We start from the raw sequence: 13,549 nt of genomic DNA on the forward strand, positions 1-13,549 counted from the left end.
GCGCCGGCCGCTACTCGGGGTCCTCACCCCAACCGTTTGGCAGCATCGGCATCCGCGGCTCGCTGTCGAGACCGTCGCCGGCGAGCACGGTGATCCCGGCCGCCCGACGGCGAACCGCGGTGGCGGTGCCGGCGAAGCCCAATGGGCCGGCACCGGAATCCGATGCGCTCGGCGGCCGCTCCCAGTCCGGCGTTACCCCGATGTTCATGTCCATGTACTCGTCGCCGAACCCGCGTTGCTGGGCCCGGTGGCGGCGCCGGCGCTTCTGGGCTAACGCCTCCGCCGCGGCCTCGCCGGGGGCGCCTTGGCTCTCCGACGCATCTTCCTCGGCGCTGCGGGAGCGCCGCGAGCCGCTGGACTGCCGGGCCGATGACGCGGCGCTGCTCACCAGGTACAGACACGAGGTCGGCCCGAAACCGACTCCCGGGCCGCCGCCGGCCGCGCCGCCGCCGGCCGGCATCCCGCCGCTGACGGTGCCCGGAGCAGTGGGGCCGGCCGATGAGATCGGGTCCGCACACGCGCACACCTCCGCGCCGGCCGGTACCACGGTGCCGAGGACCGGGGCGCCAGCGACGCCGCCCGTCACCGGCAGCGCGGGGGTCGGCTCGACGGCCTGCTCCACGCCGCCCGCCGCACCGATCGCACCGAGCGCACCGAGCCCGGCGGCAGCAGCAATCAGGCCTGGCGCTGCTGCCATGACAATCGGGATCGCCATCTGCACCGCGATCTGTCCCATCGGCCACAACAACATCAGCGTGTGGAAGACGGTCCAGCCCAGGGAGGTGGCCAGAATCGGTGACATCCCGGGGACCTGCAGCAGCATCTGGCCGACCGCGCTGGCGAACGGAAATGCCTCGATCGGATATCCGTCCACACCCAATTGCGCCCACAGCCACTTGGCGATCGGGTCGGCAAAGCCCATGTTGAACTGGGTGAGCAGGTCGGCGATCTGCTGTTCCCAGCTCACACTGGCGTCGGCCGCAGCCCCTGGGGACACGATCGGCGGCGCGGGCGTCGCAGGCGGAACCGAGGCCACCGCCGCTCCCGCGACGCCCTGGTAGATGGTCATCATCTCCGCGGCCTGGATCCACATCCGGGCATAGTCGGCTTCGTTCAGCGCGATCGGGATGGTGTTGACGCCGAAAAAGTTCGTTGCGACCAGCGTGGCGTGCAGGGCGTGGTTGGCGGCGAGCTCGGCCAGCGTGGGCATACCGGCTAGCGCGGTGGTGTACGCGGCGGCCGCGGTCTGGTGCACGGCGGCCGCGGCGGTGCTCTTGGCGGCGCTCTCGGTCAGCCAGCTCAGGTAGGGAGCGTGCGCGGCCGCGTACTGCTGGGCGCTCGGCCCCTGCCAGGCGGCGGTCTCCACCCCGGCAAGCACCGCGTCGAGCTCGGCGGCGACCTCGGCGTACTCGGTGCTCATCGCCGACCACGCCGACGCGGCTTCCAGCAGGGGGCCGGGTCCCGGCCCGGCGCTCAGCAGCGCCGAGTGCACCTCCGGCGGCGACGCCAGCCAGACCGGTGCGGTCATGGAACACCTCTCCCCACGATCGTGATTTGTTCTCCGACACCCAAGTGGTCGCATCGGCGCCCGCTTTGGTTCCCGCGCCGGTGACCTTTGTGAAAGGCCGCCGAATAGGCGACTATGTCGGCATGCGGTGCGAGGTGGTGCGCGAAACCCTGTCGGCGCTGCTCGATGGCGAGCAGCAGGACCTGCCGGCGCAACAGGTCGACGCGCATCTGGCGTCATGCCGCAGCTGCCGGCGCTGGCTGGTCGGTGCGGCCGCGCAAGCCCGCCGATTCACCACGATCGACATCGACGCCGACTCCCGAGACGGCCCTGACCTGGCCGCACAGATCCTGGCGGCCGCCGGGGTGACATCGGTCACCGGCGGAATCGCGGTCGGCAGCCGCTGGTCGAGCTGGGGTTACCGACGGCTGGCGCTGATCGCGGTCGGGGTATTTCAGGTGGCCATGGCGCTGGCCCAGATCGTCGGCGTCGACTTCGGCATGGTGTCGGCGCACGGCCACGGGGCGGCCACCGGGGCTCATTTGCTGCATGAATCCACCGCGTGGCTGTTGGCGCTGGGCGGGGCGATGATCGCGGCCGGCATCTGGCCCGGCGTGGCGGCGGGCGTCGCCGCGATCGCCGGGGTGTTCGCCCTGGCCTTGACCGGGTACGTCGCCATCGACGCCTACCACGGCCAGGTGACGGCCGCGCGGATCGCCAGCCATCTGCCGGTCCTGATCGGCCTGGTATTCGCTTTGCTGGTGGCGCGTCACCGGGCCGGTGGCTTCGGCTCGCGGGCCGCCGACGGCGATGCCGACGAGACGCTGCCGCCGGCGGACACCGACCGCCGCGGGTGGGGCCGGAAAGGCCGGCACCTGCGGTCGGTGAACGGTTCGGATACCGCTACGACCATGCGTCGTAGAGCGGTTCCAGCACGGGGTCTAGGGTGGTTTTCCATGGCGAGCGCTGACCGGGTCGACGATGGCGCTGTCACCGCACTCGCTCTTGCCGCCGCCAACGGGGACGCCCGGGCTTTGGAGGCGTTCATCAAGGCCACCCAGCGCGACGTCTGGCGGTTCGTGGCCTATCTCTTCGACGGTGTCAACGCCGACGACCTGACGCAGGAGACCTTCCTGCGGGCGATCGGCGCGATCGGCCGGTTCTCCGGACGTTCCAGTGCCCGGACCTGGCTGCTGGCCATCGCACGCCGAGTGGTGGCCGACCACATTCGCTACCTGCGGTCGCGTCCGCGCACCGCGGCCGGCGCCGACCCCGAGCTGCTGCTCGACCGCGACCGGCCCAGCCGCGGCTTCGAGGACGTCGTCGAAGTGACCACCCTGATCGCCGGGCTGTCAGCCGAACAGCGCGAGGCGCTGCTGCTGACTCAACTCTTCGGGTTGTCCTACCGTGACGCCGCCGCGGTGTGCGGCTGCCCGGTGGGCACCATCCGCTCCCGGGTCGCCCGCGCCCGGGACGCGCTGCTCGCGGATTCGGAACGCGACGAGCTGACCGGTTAGGCCGTGACTCGGCCCGGTGACGTCCGTCGGTGGCGCAGCGGTCATGGAACGATGGACACAGAACAGCGTTTCGAGGTTGGGGAGAGCGGTGTCGGCGCGTCGTTGGCTGCGGACCACCGCCGTCGTGGCTGCGACGGCTGTGCTGCTGGCTTCCAGTTGCAGCTGGCAGCTCGGTAACCCCATCCCGCAGGGGGTGCCGCCGCCGCCCGGGGACCCGGTCCCGCCGGTGGACACCCAGCTGGTGGCGGGCCGTCCGGCCGACCAGCTCTACCACTGGGCCGCCGAGCGGGCCGCGGTGCTCGACATCCCGGTCACCGCGCTGGAGGCCTACGCGTACGCGGCACGCGTCGCGGAGGTGGAGAACCCCAACTGCCACCTCGGCTGGACCACCCTGGCCGGCATCGGCCAGATCGAGAGTCATCATGGTCGCTACAACCACGCCACGGTGGCACGCAACGGCGACGTGCGGCCCAAGATCCGGGGCGTGCGGCTCGACGGCTCCGGCGGCACGCTGCACATCGTCGAGAATCTGCAGCCGGACCTGGCCGACGACGACGGCGTGGTCCGCGCGATGGGCCCGATGCAGTTCATCCCCGAGACCTGGCGTCTTTACGGCGTCGACGCCAACAACGACGGCATCGTCAGCCCGGACAACATCGATGACGCAGCGCTGTCGGCGGCCGGCTATCTGTGCTGGCGCGGAAAGGATCTCGCCACCGCCAAAGGCTGGATGACGGCGTTGATGGCCTACAACGAGTCGGAGATCTACGCCCGCGCGGTTCGGGACTGGGCCGCCGCGTACGCGGCCGGGCGGCCCTTGTGAGGTGTGTGTGAGGTGCGCGGCGGGGACCACCGTTAGGCTCCCAATAGGCTGACAACGGCCCGTCCCCACCCAGCTCAAGGAGAAGTCAGTGCCCATCATCCAGCAGGTCGGCGCCCGCGAGATCCTCGATTCCCGCGGCAACCCCACGGTCGAGGTCGAGGTGGCGCTGGAGGACGGGACGTTTGCCCGGGCCGCGGTGCCCTCCGGGGCGTCCACCGGTGAGCACGAGGCCGTCGAACTGCGGGACGGCGGCGCCCGGTACGGCGGCAAGGGGGTGCAGAAGGCGGTCACCGCGGTACTCGACCAGATCGCGCCCGCGGTCATCGGGATCAGCGCCGATGACCAGCGGCTGGTGGACCAGGCCCTGGTGGACCTCGACGGCACCGCGGACAAGTCCCGGCTGGGCGCCAACGCCATGCTCGGCGTGTCGCTGGCAGTGGCCAAGGCCGCCGCGGACTCCGCGGCGCTGCCGTTGTACCGCTACCTCGGCGGCCCCAACGCTCACATCCTGCCGGTGCCGATGATGAACATCCTCAACGGCGGCGCGCACGCCGACACCGGTGTCGACGTCCAGGAGTTCATGGTGGCCCCGATCGGCGCCCCCAGCTTCGCCGAGGCGCTGCGCTGGGGCGCCGAGGTCTACCACGCCTTGAAGGCGGTGCTCAAGAAGCAGGGGCTGTCCACCGGATTGGGGGATGAGGGCGGTTTCGCCCCCGACGTCGCGGGCACCACGGCCGCGCTGGACCTGATCAGCTCGGCGATCGAGTCCACCGGACTGAAGCTGGGCAGCGATGTGGCGCTGGCGCTCGACGTCGCGGCCACCGAGTTCTACACCGACGGCAGCGGGTATGCGTTCGAGAAGCAGACCCGTACCGCCGCGCAGTTGACCGAGTTCTACGCCAAGCTGCTCGACTCCTATCCGCTGGTCTCGATCGAAGACCCGCTGTCCGAAGACGATTGGGACGGCTGGGTGGCGCTGACCACCGAGATCGGGGACCGGGTGCAGATCGTCGGCGACGACCTGTTCGTCACCAACCCCGAACGTCTCGAGGAGGGCATCGAGCGCGGTGCGGCGAACGCGCTGCTGGTCAAGGTCAACCAGATCGGCACGCTGACCGAAACCCTGGACGCGGTGACATTGGCTCACCACAGCGGCTACCGCACCATGATGAGCCACCGCAGCGGCGAGACCGAGGACACCACCATCGCCGACCTCGCGGTGGCCGTCAGCAGCGGTCAGATCAAGACCGGTGCACCGGCCCGCAGCGAGCGGGTGGCCAAGTACAACCAGCTGCTGCGGATCGAGGAGGAACTCGGCGATGCCGCCCGCTACGCCGGCGACCTGGCCTTCCCCCGCTATGCGCCGGAGAGCAAATAGCTCCTCGGGGCCGCTGCCATGTCCGATCCGAAACGGCCCGAGAAGCGGCGTTCCGCGACGTCGCGGCCGGGCCGGGCCGGTGAAACCGAACGCGCCCGCCCACGCCGCTCAGCGGCGGTGCGCCGCGGGCCGGGCACCTCGCGCAGCGCGCCGGAATCACCGGCTCAGCCGGTCCAGCGATCGACAGCGGCCGAGCAGCGCGCGGAGCTGCGGGTCGGTTTCACCGCGCGGCGTGCGGTCATCCTGGCGGCGGTGATGTGCGTGCTCACCTTGACCCTCGCCGGACCGGTCCGCACGTTCTTCGCCCAGCACGCGGAGATGAAGCAGCAGTCCCAGCTGGAAGCCACCCTGCGCGGTCAGATCGCCGATCTGCAGCAGCAGAAGGCCAACATGGATGACCCGGCGCATATCCGGGCGCAGGCCCGCGAGCGGCTCGGCTTCGTCATGCCGGGCGAGATCCCGTATCAGGTGCAGCTGCCCGCCCCGGTCGAGGTGCCGGGCGAGCCGGGCACCGAACCCCTGGCCGCCCCCAGCGGTGATCCCTGGTACACCGCGCTGTGGCACACGATCGCCGACGTCCCGCACCCTCCGCCGCCGCCCGGACCGCCGGGGCTTCCGGTTCCGCCCGCACCGGTGGTGCCCGTTGGTTGACCCCGCTGACCTGGCCGCGGTGGGCCGGCAGCTGGGCCGAGAACCACGCGGTGTCCTGGAGATCGCCTACCGGTGCCCCAACGGTGAGCCCGCCGTGGTGAAGACGATGCCGAAACTGCCTGACGGAACACCGTTTCCCACCCTGTACTACCTGACCCACCCGGTGTTGACCGCCGCGGCCAGCCGGCTTGAGTCCTCGGGGCTGATGGCTAACATGACCGCCCGGCTGCAGATTGACACCGAACTCGCCGCGCGCTACCGGGGTGCCCACGAGTCCTTTCTCGCCGAACGGGACGCGATCGAGCCGCTGGGTACCACCTTTTCCGGCGGCGGCATGCCCGACCGGGTCAAGTGCCTGCATGTGCTGATCGCACACGCACTGGCCAAGGGGCGCGGCGTCAACCCGTTCGGCGACGAGGCGTTGGCGATCCTGGCCGCCGAGCCGGGGATGGCCGGCATCTTGGTACCGGAGCAGTGGTTATGACTCCCCCGAACCGCGTCGCCGGAATCGACTGCGGCACCAACTCGATTCGCCTGCTGATCGCCGATGCGCATGATGGCCGACTGCACGACGTGCACCGCGAGATGCGGGTGGTCCGGTTGGGCGAAGGTGTCGACGCGACCGGCCGGTTCGCTTCCGGTGCGTTGGAGCGCACCCGCGCGGCCTTGGCGGATTACGCCGGATTGCTGGCGGCACACGGGGTTTCGCGGGTGCGGATGGTGGCGACCTCGGCCACCCGCGATGCGGCCAACCGCGACGAGTTCTTCGCCATGACAGCGCAGGTGTTAAGTGCAGCCGTTCCCGGCGCGGTGGCCGAGGTGATCACCGGCCGCGAGGAGGCGGAGCTGTCCTTTCGCGGGGCGGTCGGCGAATTGGACAGCGCCGCCGGCCCCTTTATCGTCGTCGACCTCGGTGGCGGATCGACCGAGCTGGTGCTGGGCGATCCAGTCGGCGGGGTCTGGGCCAGCTACTCCGCCGACATCGGCTGTGTCCGTGTGACCGAGCGCTGCCTGCATTCCGATCCGCCGACCGCCGACGAGATCGCCGCCGCCCGCGGCCTTGCCGGCGAGCTGCTCGGTGAGGCCCTGCGGGCGGTGCCGGTGGCGCAGGCCCGCACCTGGGTAGGGGTGGCCGGAACGATGACAACGCTCGCCGCGCTGGCCCACCGCCTGACCGAATACGACCCCGAGGTCATTCACCTGTCCCGGGTCGGCTTCGGCGACCTACTGGCGGTCTGCGATCAGCTGATCGGCATGGCCCGGGAGCAGCGTGCCGCGCTGGGGCCGATGCACCCCGGACGTGCCGACGTGATCGGCGGCGGGGCGATCGTGGTGCAGGAACTCGCCCGCGCCTTAAACCGGCTCGCCGGCATCGAGGAGCTGGTGGTCAGCGAACACGACATCCTGGACGGAATCGCGCTGTCGATCGCCGACTTTGACTAGCCGGGCTTAGCCCTGCTTCCAGACGACCTTGTCGTGGCCGCCGGCGTCGCGGTAGACGACGCTGTCCGGCGCGGTGCCGTTCTTGACGTCGAAGTAGAGCCGCCCGCTGGTCTGGCTGCCCTGCGCGATCGGGCCGTTGGGCAGGCCGTCGACCTCGTTGCCCTTCATGACGGCGTACGTCGAACTGTTGACCGCGCGCGCGTTGAAGTCGGCGATGTTCGGGGTAGGAGAGCCGCTTACCGCTTTCGCAGTCACGTCGGAGTACCAGACTCCGTCGTTGTGACCGCTGGGTTGCAGGTTCTCGACGGTGTAGTCGATAGCTCCGCCTGGGCTCTGGATCTCCTGTGATTGACCGAACCCGACGACTGTCGGGTCCGCAGAAGCCGGTGCCACCGCCAGCATTCCTGCCGTTGCGAGGCCGATCGCTGTCACCGCCGTCTTTTTGGCGATCTGAGAGAACATCACGGTAAAACTCCTTCCGCTAGGTCCCCGAATACATATCCGCGCTGACAGTTTTCAAACCTCGAAACGGTAACCCATGCCTGCTTCGGTCAATAGATGCTTGGGATTGGACGGATCATCTTCGAGTTTGCGCCGCAATTGCGCCAGGTAAACGCGCAGGTACTGGGTTTCTTTGGCATAGGCCGGGCCCCACACCTGGGTGAGTAACTCATCACGGCCGACCAGTTTGCCGCGATTGCGCACCAGCATCTCCAACATGCCCCACTCGGTGGGGGTCAGGTGCACCTCAGAGCCGTTCTTGGTGACCTTCTTGGCAGCCAGATCAACGGTGAACGAAGCAGTTTCCACTATCGGCTGGTCGATTTCGGCCGTAGCGGCATTACGGCGTGCAGCTGCCCGGAGCCGGGCCAGAAACTCGTCCATGCCGAACGGTTTGGTCACGTAGTCGTCGGCCCCGGCGTCGAGCGCCTCGACCTTGTCAGCGGAGTCGGTGCGGGCGGACAGCACGATCACCGGAACCGTCAGCCAGCCGCGTAGCCCGGCCAGCACCTCGATGCCGGAGATGTCAGGTAGTCCCAGGTCGAGAATCACCACGTCGGGGCGCTGCTCGGCGGCGGCGCGCAGCGCACCGGCGCCCGTCGCGGCGGTGACGACCTCGTAGCCGCGCACCGACAGGTTGATCTTCAGTGCTCGAAGAATCTGCGGCTCGTCGTCGACTACCAGAACACGTGTGCTCATCACCCTTCTCCTGCCGGTGCGGCCAGGTCCACCACCATGGTCAACCCGCCACCCGGTGTCTCCGTCGCCGAGATGGTGCCACCCATCGCCTCAGTGAAACCCCGCGCCACCGACAATCCAAGTCCCACACCACTGGTGTTGTCACGGTCGCCGAGTCGCTGGAACGGATCGAATGCGTGTAGTTCGCCGCCACGCGGCAGCCCACAACCCTCGTCGGCGACGTTGATCAGCACCCGGTCGCCGACTTGGCCCGCCGTCACGCGCACCACGCTGTCCGAGGCGTAGCGCAGCGCGTTGTCAATCACGTTGGCCAGCACGCGTTCCAGCAGTCCGGCGTCGGCCATAGCCACTGTCGGACCCACCTCCACCTTCACCTGTTCCAAACTGCCGCGCCCGAAGACGTTGCTGCGCTTGCCGATTCCGATCAGAGCGCGCTGCACCACCTCTTCCAGATACACCTTGGTGAGCGCGGGCCGGATTACCCCGGCGGCCAGTCGCGAGGAGTCGAGCAGGTTACCCACTAGGGCGGTGAGCTGGTCGACGGACTCCTCGACGGTGGCCAGCAGTTCGGCGGTGTCGTCCGGTGAGAAGGCGACGTCGTCGGCGCGCAGGCTCGACACCGCCGCCTTGGCCGCCGCCAGCGGGGTGCGCAGGTCGTGGCTGACCGCCGAGAGCAGCGAGCGGCGCAATTCGTCGGTGCGCATCACCGCGTCGGCCCGGCTGGCCTCGGCCGCCAGCTCCTCCTGGCGGACCAGTCCGGCGGCTTGGCGGGCCACCACCGACAGCACCCGCCGGTCCCGGGAGGCCAGTTGCCGACCGACCATCAGCATCCAGAACTCGTCGTCGCCGACATCGATAGCGGTGTCGGCGAGATCCACCGAGGTGCAGGGCTGCTCGCCCACCGAGGCCACCACCCTGGTGGCGCGGGCGATCCCGGTCTTCGCCGTTGCGGCCGGGACGCGAACCAGGCTGACGGACCGCTGCGCGTAGGTCTCGCGAACCCGCTCCAGCAGCGTGTCCAGGTCCGCTCCGCGCAGCACGGACCCGGCGAACAGCGTCATCAATTCCGCCTCGCGGGAGGCGCGACCAGCTTCCCGGGCCCGTTTGGCGGCGCCGTCGACCAGGGCCGCCACCGCGACCGCCACCAACAGCAGCACCACCTCGGTCACCGCGGCGTCGTGTTCGGCGATGGTGAAGTCGCGGCGCGGGGTGAGCAGGAAGTAGTTCATCAGCACCCCGGACAGCAACGCCGACAGCACCGCCGGGGCAATACCGCCGAGCAGGGCCACCAGCAGAACGCCGACGACGAACAGCGCACTCTGGCCGGCCTCGAGGTAGTGGTCCAGCCAGCCGACCACGATTGCGCACATCACGCACGGGACGACGATCGCGGCCAGCCAGGACACCGCCCGCCGTTCCCGCGGCGAGACCGAGAATGCCCGGAAACTCGGCTTGATGTCCTCGTCGGTGACGATGTGCACGTCGATGTCGCCGGACTGCTGCACCACTGCCGCACCGACACCCTCGTCGAGGATGCGCGCCCAACGGGAGCGTCTCGAACTGCCGATCACCAGTTGGGTGGCGTTCACGTCACGGGCGAATTCCAGCAGCGCGGCCGGCACGTCGTCGCCGATCACCGTGTGCAGCGAGGCGCCCAAGCTGATCGCCAGCTGGCGGATCTTGCCCACCCGGGGCGCCGGTGCGCCGGAGATTCCGTCGCCGCCCAGCACATGCAGCACCAGCAGCTCGCCACCTGCCTTGGAGGCGATCCGGGAGGCGCGACGTACCAAGGTCTCTGACTCCGGGCCGCCGGTGACCGCGGCGACGATGCGTTCGCGGGCCTCCCAGGTCTCGGTGATCTTCTTGTCGGCACGGTATTTCGTCAGCGCCGCGTCGACCTGTCCAGCCAGCCACAGCAGCGCCAGTTCGCGCAGCGCGGTGAGCGTCTCGCCGCGGAAGTAGTTGGCCAGCGCTGCGTCGACCTTCTCCGGCGGATAGACGTTGCCGTGGGAGAGCCTGCGGCGCAGCGCTTCCGGGGCGACATCGATGAGTTCGATCTGAGCTGCCTGGCGCACGACCGCGTCGGGCACGGTGTCGTGCTGGATGGTGCCGGTGATCTTGGTGACGACGTCGCTGAGGCTCTCCAGCTGCTGCACGTTGACGGTGGAGATCACCGTGATCCCGGCGTCGAGCAACTCCTCGACGTCCTGCCAGCGCTTCGGGTTACGGCTGCCGGCGGCGTTGGTGTGCGCGAGATCGTCGACCAGGACCACCTCGGGCCGCCGCGCCAGCACCGCGGCGACGTCGAGTTCTGCGTCGGGGGTGCCGATCGTCTCGATGCCCCGCAACAGTTCGGCGGTCTTGCTGCGGCCGTGGGTTTCCACGGCGGCGGCCACCACGTCGGTGCCGCGCTCGACCCGCCGGTGGGCTTCGCCGAGCATCGCGTAGGTCTTGCCGACCCCGGGCGAGGCACCGAGGTAGATGCGGAGTTCCCCGCGCTGACTCACGACGCTCACCCGACCATCATCCCGGCAACCGCCGTTCTCAGCCAGCGGCGACCGGGCGTGCCATGACAGTGGGTTTGAATCCGTAGTGTGGATCGCTGAAACCGCGACCGCCGCGCGCTGCGGCCGCACCGGCGGCACCCATCCCGGCCGGCACCGCGGTCATCGACTGCCCTTCCTCGACCGCACCGGGAATCCACTCGGAGGTGATCAACGGCGCCGCACCGGATCCGCCCGGCAGTGCCCCCGGCCAGGTAGACGGCACCGACAGTCCCCCGACCGGGGCCGCCTGGGCCATGCCGGCCAGCACCGGCGCCCGGCCGGCGGCCGCAGAGCCGGCGGCGGCCGCGCCGGCCGGGGCGTCGACCGAATCCACCAGGACCGCTCCACCGGCGGCACCCACGCCGGGTGAGGCGATGGCGAGCGCGCTGGCGATGCCGGCGAACAGATGCCAAGACCCGGCGGTCACCGCGTAGGTGCTGTAGGTCTGGATTGCGTTCCAGATCCCGATGTTCTGCGTCGAATCGATGAAATTCGTCAGGAAATCGCCCGCCTGGGCCGGACCGGCCGCGGCGCTGAGCGGCGAGGACAGGGTCTGCATGGTGTTGGGCAGCCCCGAAACCAGCTGGGACAACCCGCTCTGGGCGCCTCCGCTCGATGCCTGCGCGACTGCGGCCGCCTGGCCCGCGGTACCGAGCGGGTTGCTGATCGGGTTGGGGGAGGACAGCGGCTGCAGGATTCCGGCGCTCGCCGACGAGCCTGCGTAGCCGTACATGGCGATGGCGTCCTGCGCCCACATCTCCGCGTACTGCGCCTCGGTGGCGGCGATCGCCGGGGTGTTGATGCCCAGGAAGTTCGAGGCGATCAGCGCCATCAGCTGCGCCCGGTTGGCGGCGATCACCGGGGGCGGCACCATCATCGCGAACGCCGCTTCGAATGCGGCTGCGGATGCGGTTGCCTGGGCGGCGGCCTGTTCGGCGGCGGCCGCGGTGGTGTTGAGCCAGTTGACATACGGCATCACGGCCGCGGCCATCGACGCCGAGGCCGGCCCCTGCCACTCCTCGCCGGTCAGTGCCGCGATCGCCGACTGGTAGGACGTCGCGGTCGTGGAAAGCTCCGCGCCGAGACTGTTCCACGCCGCGGCGGCCGCCATCATCGGTGCCGCACCGGCTCCGGCGTACATGCGGCCGGAGTTGATCTCCGGGGGTAACGCGCCAAAGTCCATGTTCGTCAATTCCGTTCGCTGGTAACCGATTGTCTGCCGTCAGCCCACCGGTGGGCGCGGCATCACCTTCGGCTTGATGCCGTAGCGCAGCCGGCCGCGGCTGCCCTGCTCGCTAGAGGACGCCGGCAGCCCGGCGGGCACGGCCGCCGTCGAGGCGCGGGGTGCGGCGGCTGCTGTGCTCTGGCCGGAGAGCGCCGCGGGCGTGGCCGCCGCCGGCGCGGGTTCGCCGGCCCAGGCCGGTGGCGTGGGCGCGCCGAGGGTCCGTGCCGCGGCCTGACCGGCGGTCGTGGTGACCGGTGCTGCGGCGGCGGCCGGCGCGGTCTGGCCGGTGAGACCGGCCGCGGGCATGTCGGGTGCGACTTGGTGAACCACCCCGGACGGGGAGGTGATGTAGCCCTTGCCCAGCCCGGTGAATTCCGAAGCGGCCGAGCCGATGGTGCCGGCCTGCATGGCGGCCAGGATGGAGCTGTTGCTGGCGATCCCGCCCAGCCCGAATGTCGGGTCAGCGGCCCCCGAGCCGGCGCCCAGTCCGGCGGTGGCCGTGCCTAGCCCGGCTGCGGCCGAGTTGGCCGTCTCGGTGCTGCCGTAGGAGTCGGCGCTGGTGCGCAAGGTGTTGACGAACATTTCCTGGATCGCCGCGGCCTGGGCGCTGATCTGCTGGTAGAGCTGCCCGTAGGCGGCGAACTGGGTCGCCTGCAAGACCGAGACCTCGTCGGTGCCCGCCGGGGCGATGCCGGTGGTGGGTGCGGCGGCCGCGGCGCTCTGCGCGGTCATCGCCGAGCCGATCGCCTGCAGGTTGCTGGCGGTCGCCGCCATCGCCTCGGGCTGGGTGGTCACGAAGGACATGACTTCTCCTGGTGGAAAACGGGCCGGCCTTCGGCCGAGTGCAGGGTCCACTGTTTCCGGCCGAGGGCCGGTTTGGGGAAGTCGTTTACGGGTTCTTAACGCCCCTGCCAGGATTCTTGACGGTTTATTCGCACAGGCCCTTCCCAGCGATTTGGGGGTCCGGCGCGGGCCCGACTGGACTCCACCGCCGCATCGGTGCTGGGCTGTTCGTCGATGACCTGGAAGTTCCGTCCAAGTCAGGTGAGGAATTCCTGGCAGTCATGTGGACCGGCGCCGCTTTTCGTGCTCGGCCGGCCGCCACCGGGTGCATGGCGATGTCCGGGAAACAAAACAACCGGCGCAGCCCCCTCCGCTGCGCCGGTTTGCTTTGTTGGGGCTTCGGTCAGGCCCAGCTGGAGCCGACCGAGGCGTCGGTGTTGGCCATGTTGTTGCCGGCGGTCTGCACCTTCTGACCG

At 70.0% G+C, this 13,549-nt stretch carries 12 protein-coding genes and 1 pseudogene; 7 read left to right on the forward strand and 6 right to left on the reverse strand.

What is annotated here, in order from left to right; genetic code table 11:
- Nucleotides 1-10 precede the first annotated feature (10 nt).
- Nucleotides 11-1,528, reverse strand: coding sequence for a PPE family protein (locus A5771_RS00570; RefSeq protein ID WP_064853256.1), 1,518 nt, complete (start codon nt 1,526-1,528; stop codon nt 11-13).
- A 122-nt stretch (nt 1,529-1,650) separates the two neighbouring features.
- On the opposite strand from A5771_RS00570, the pseudogene A5771_RS23645 reads away from it, so the two are divergent.
- The 7 genes and pseudogenes from A5771_RS23645 to A5771_RS00600 all read left to right on the forward strand — a co-directional run.
- Nucleotides 1,651-2,280 (forward strand): annotated as a pseudogene (locus tag A5771_RS23645) (DUF2275 domain-containing protein); the annotation flags it as partial.
- Between the two features lie 183 nt (nt 2,281-2,463).
- Nucleotides 2,464-3,024: an RNA polymerase sigma factor SigC gene (gene sigC / locus A5771_RS23650; protein WP_234782882.1), complete on the forward strand. Its 561-nt coding sequence runs from the start codon at nt 2,464-2,466 to the stop codon at nt 3,022-3,024.
- An 88-nt stretch (nt 3,025-3,112) separates the two neighbouring features.
- Nucleotides 3,113-3,847, forward strand: a complete 735-nt coding sequence (locus tag A5771_RS00580; protein WP_064853257.1) for a lytic transglycosylase domain-containing protein — start codon at nt 3,113-3,115, stop codon at nt 3,845-3,847.
- Nucleotides 3,848-3,935: 88 nt separating this feature from the next.
- Nucleotides 3,936-5,225: a phosphopyruvate hydratase gene (eno, locus tag A5771_RS00585; protein WP_064853258.1), complete on the forward strand. Its 1,290-nt coding sequence runs from the start codon at nt 3,936-3,938 to the stop codon at nt 5,223-5,225.
- Between the two features lie 18 nt (nt 5,226-5,243).
- Complete coding sequence (locus tag A5771_RS00590) at nt 5,244-5,876, forward strand: FtsB family cell division protein (RefSeq protein WP_064853259.1); 633 nt, start codon at nt 5,244-5,246, stop codon at nt 5,874-5,876.
- A complete protein-coding gene (locus tag A5771_RS00595) occupies nt 5,869-6,360 on the forward strand; it encodes a DUF501 domain-containing protein (RefSeq protein ID WP_064853260.1) in 492 nt (163 codons plus the stop codon). The genes A5771_RS00590 and A5771_RS00595 overlap by 8 nt, the downstream gene beginning before the upstream one ends.
- On the forward strand, nt 6,357-7,319 hold the full coding sequence (locus A5771_RS00600; RefSeq protein ID WP_064853261.1) for a Ppx/GppA phosphatase family protein: 963 nt from the start codon (nt 6,357-6,359) through the stop codon (nt 7,317-7,319). The genes A5771_RS00595 and A5771_RS00600 overlap by 4 nt, the downstream gene beginning before the upstream one ends.
- A 6-nt stretch (nt 7,320-7,325) precedes the next feature.
- On the opposite strand, the gene A5771_RS00605 is transcribed toward A5771_RS00600, so the two are convergent.
- From A5771_RS00605 to A5771_RS24425, 5 genes are read right to left on the reverse strand one after another with little or no spacing between them, the layout of a single operon-like run.
- Complete coding sequence (locus A5771_RS00605; RefSeq protein WP_064853262.1) at nt 7,326-7,784, reverse strand: MPT63 family protein; 459 nt, start codon at nt 7,782-7,784, stop codon at nt 7,326-7,328.
- 51 nt (nt 7,785-7,835) lie between these two features.
- The gene (locus A5771_RS00610; RefSeq protein WP_064853263.1) at nt 7,836-8,519 is read right to left on the reverse strand and encodes a response regulator; all 684 of its coding nucleotides are present in this window, start codon (nt 8,517-8,519) and stop codon (nt 7,836-7,838) included.
- Nucleotides 8,519-11,035: a sensor histidine kinase gene (locus A5771_RS00615; protein WP_064853264.1), complete on the reverse strand. Its 2,517-nt coding sequence runs from the start codon at nt 11,033-11,035 to the stop codon at nt 8,519-8,521. Before A5771_RS00615 ends, A5771_RS00610 begins: the two co-directional genes overlap by 1 nt.
- Before the next feature lie 28 nt (nt 11,036-11,063).
- On the reverse strand, nt 11,064-12,248 hold the full coding sequence (locus A5771_RS00620; protein ID WP_064853265.1) for a PPE family protein: 1,185 nt from the start codon (nt 12,246-12,248) through the stop codon (nt 11,064-11,066).
- 39 nt (nt 12,249-12,287) lie between these two features.
- A complete protein-coding gene (locus A5771_RS24425; protein WP_064853266.1) occupies nt 12,288-13,094 on the reverse strand; it encodes a PE family protein in 807 nt (268 codons plus the stop codon).
- Between the last annotated feature and the right edge of the window lie 455 nt (nt 13,095-13,549).

Source organism: Mycolicibacter sinensis (assembly GCF_001667375.1).
Classification (GTDB): Bacteria; Actinomycetota; Actinomycetes; order Mycobacteriales; family Mycobacteriaceae; genus Mycobacterium; species Mycobacterium sinense_A.

Coding starts and splice junctions, on each gene's coding strand:
- A5771_RS00590 (WP_064853259.1), top strand. CDS start 5,244: ATGTCCGATCCGAAACGGCCCGAGAAGCGGCGTTCCGCGACGTCGCGG.
- A5771_RS24425 (WP_064853266.1), bottom strand. CDS start 13,094: ATGTCCTTCGTGACCACCCAGCCCGAGGCGATGGCGGCGACCGCCAGC.
- A5771_RS00570 (WP_064853256.1), bottom strand. CDS start 1,528: ATGACCGCACCGGTCTGGCTGGCGTCGCCGCCGGAGGTGCACTCGGCG.
- sigC (WP_234782882.1), top strand. CDS start 2,464: ATGGCGAGCGCTGACCGGGTCGACGATGGCGCTGTCACCGCACTCGCT.
- A5771_RS00610 (WP_064853263.1), bottom strand. CDS start 8,519: ATGAGCACACGTGTTCTGGTAGTCGACGACGAGCCGCAGATTCTTCGA.
- A5771_RS00600 (WP_064853261.1), top strand. CDS start 6,357: ATGACTCCCCCGAACCGCGTCGCCGGAATCGACTGCGGCACCAACTCG.
- A5771_RS00620 (WP_064853265.1), bottom strand. CDS start 12,248: ATGGACTTTGGCGCGTTACCCCCGGAGATCAACTCCGGCCGCATGTAC.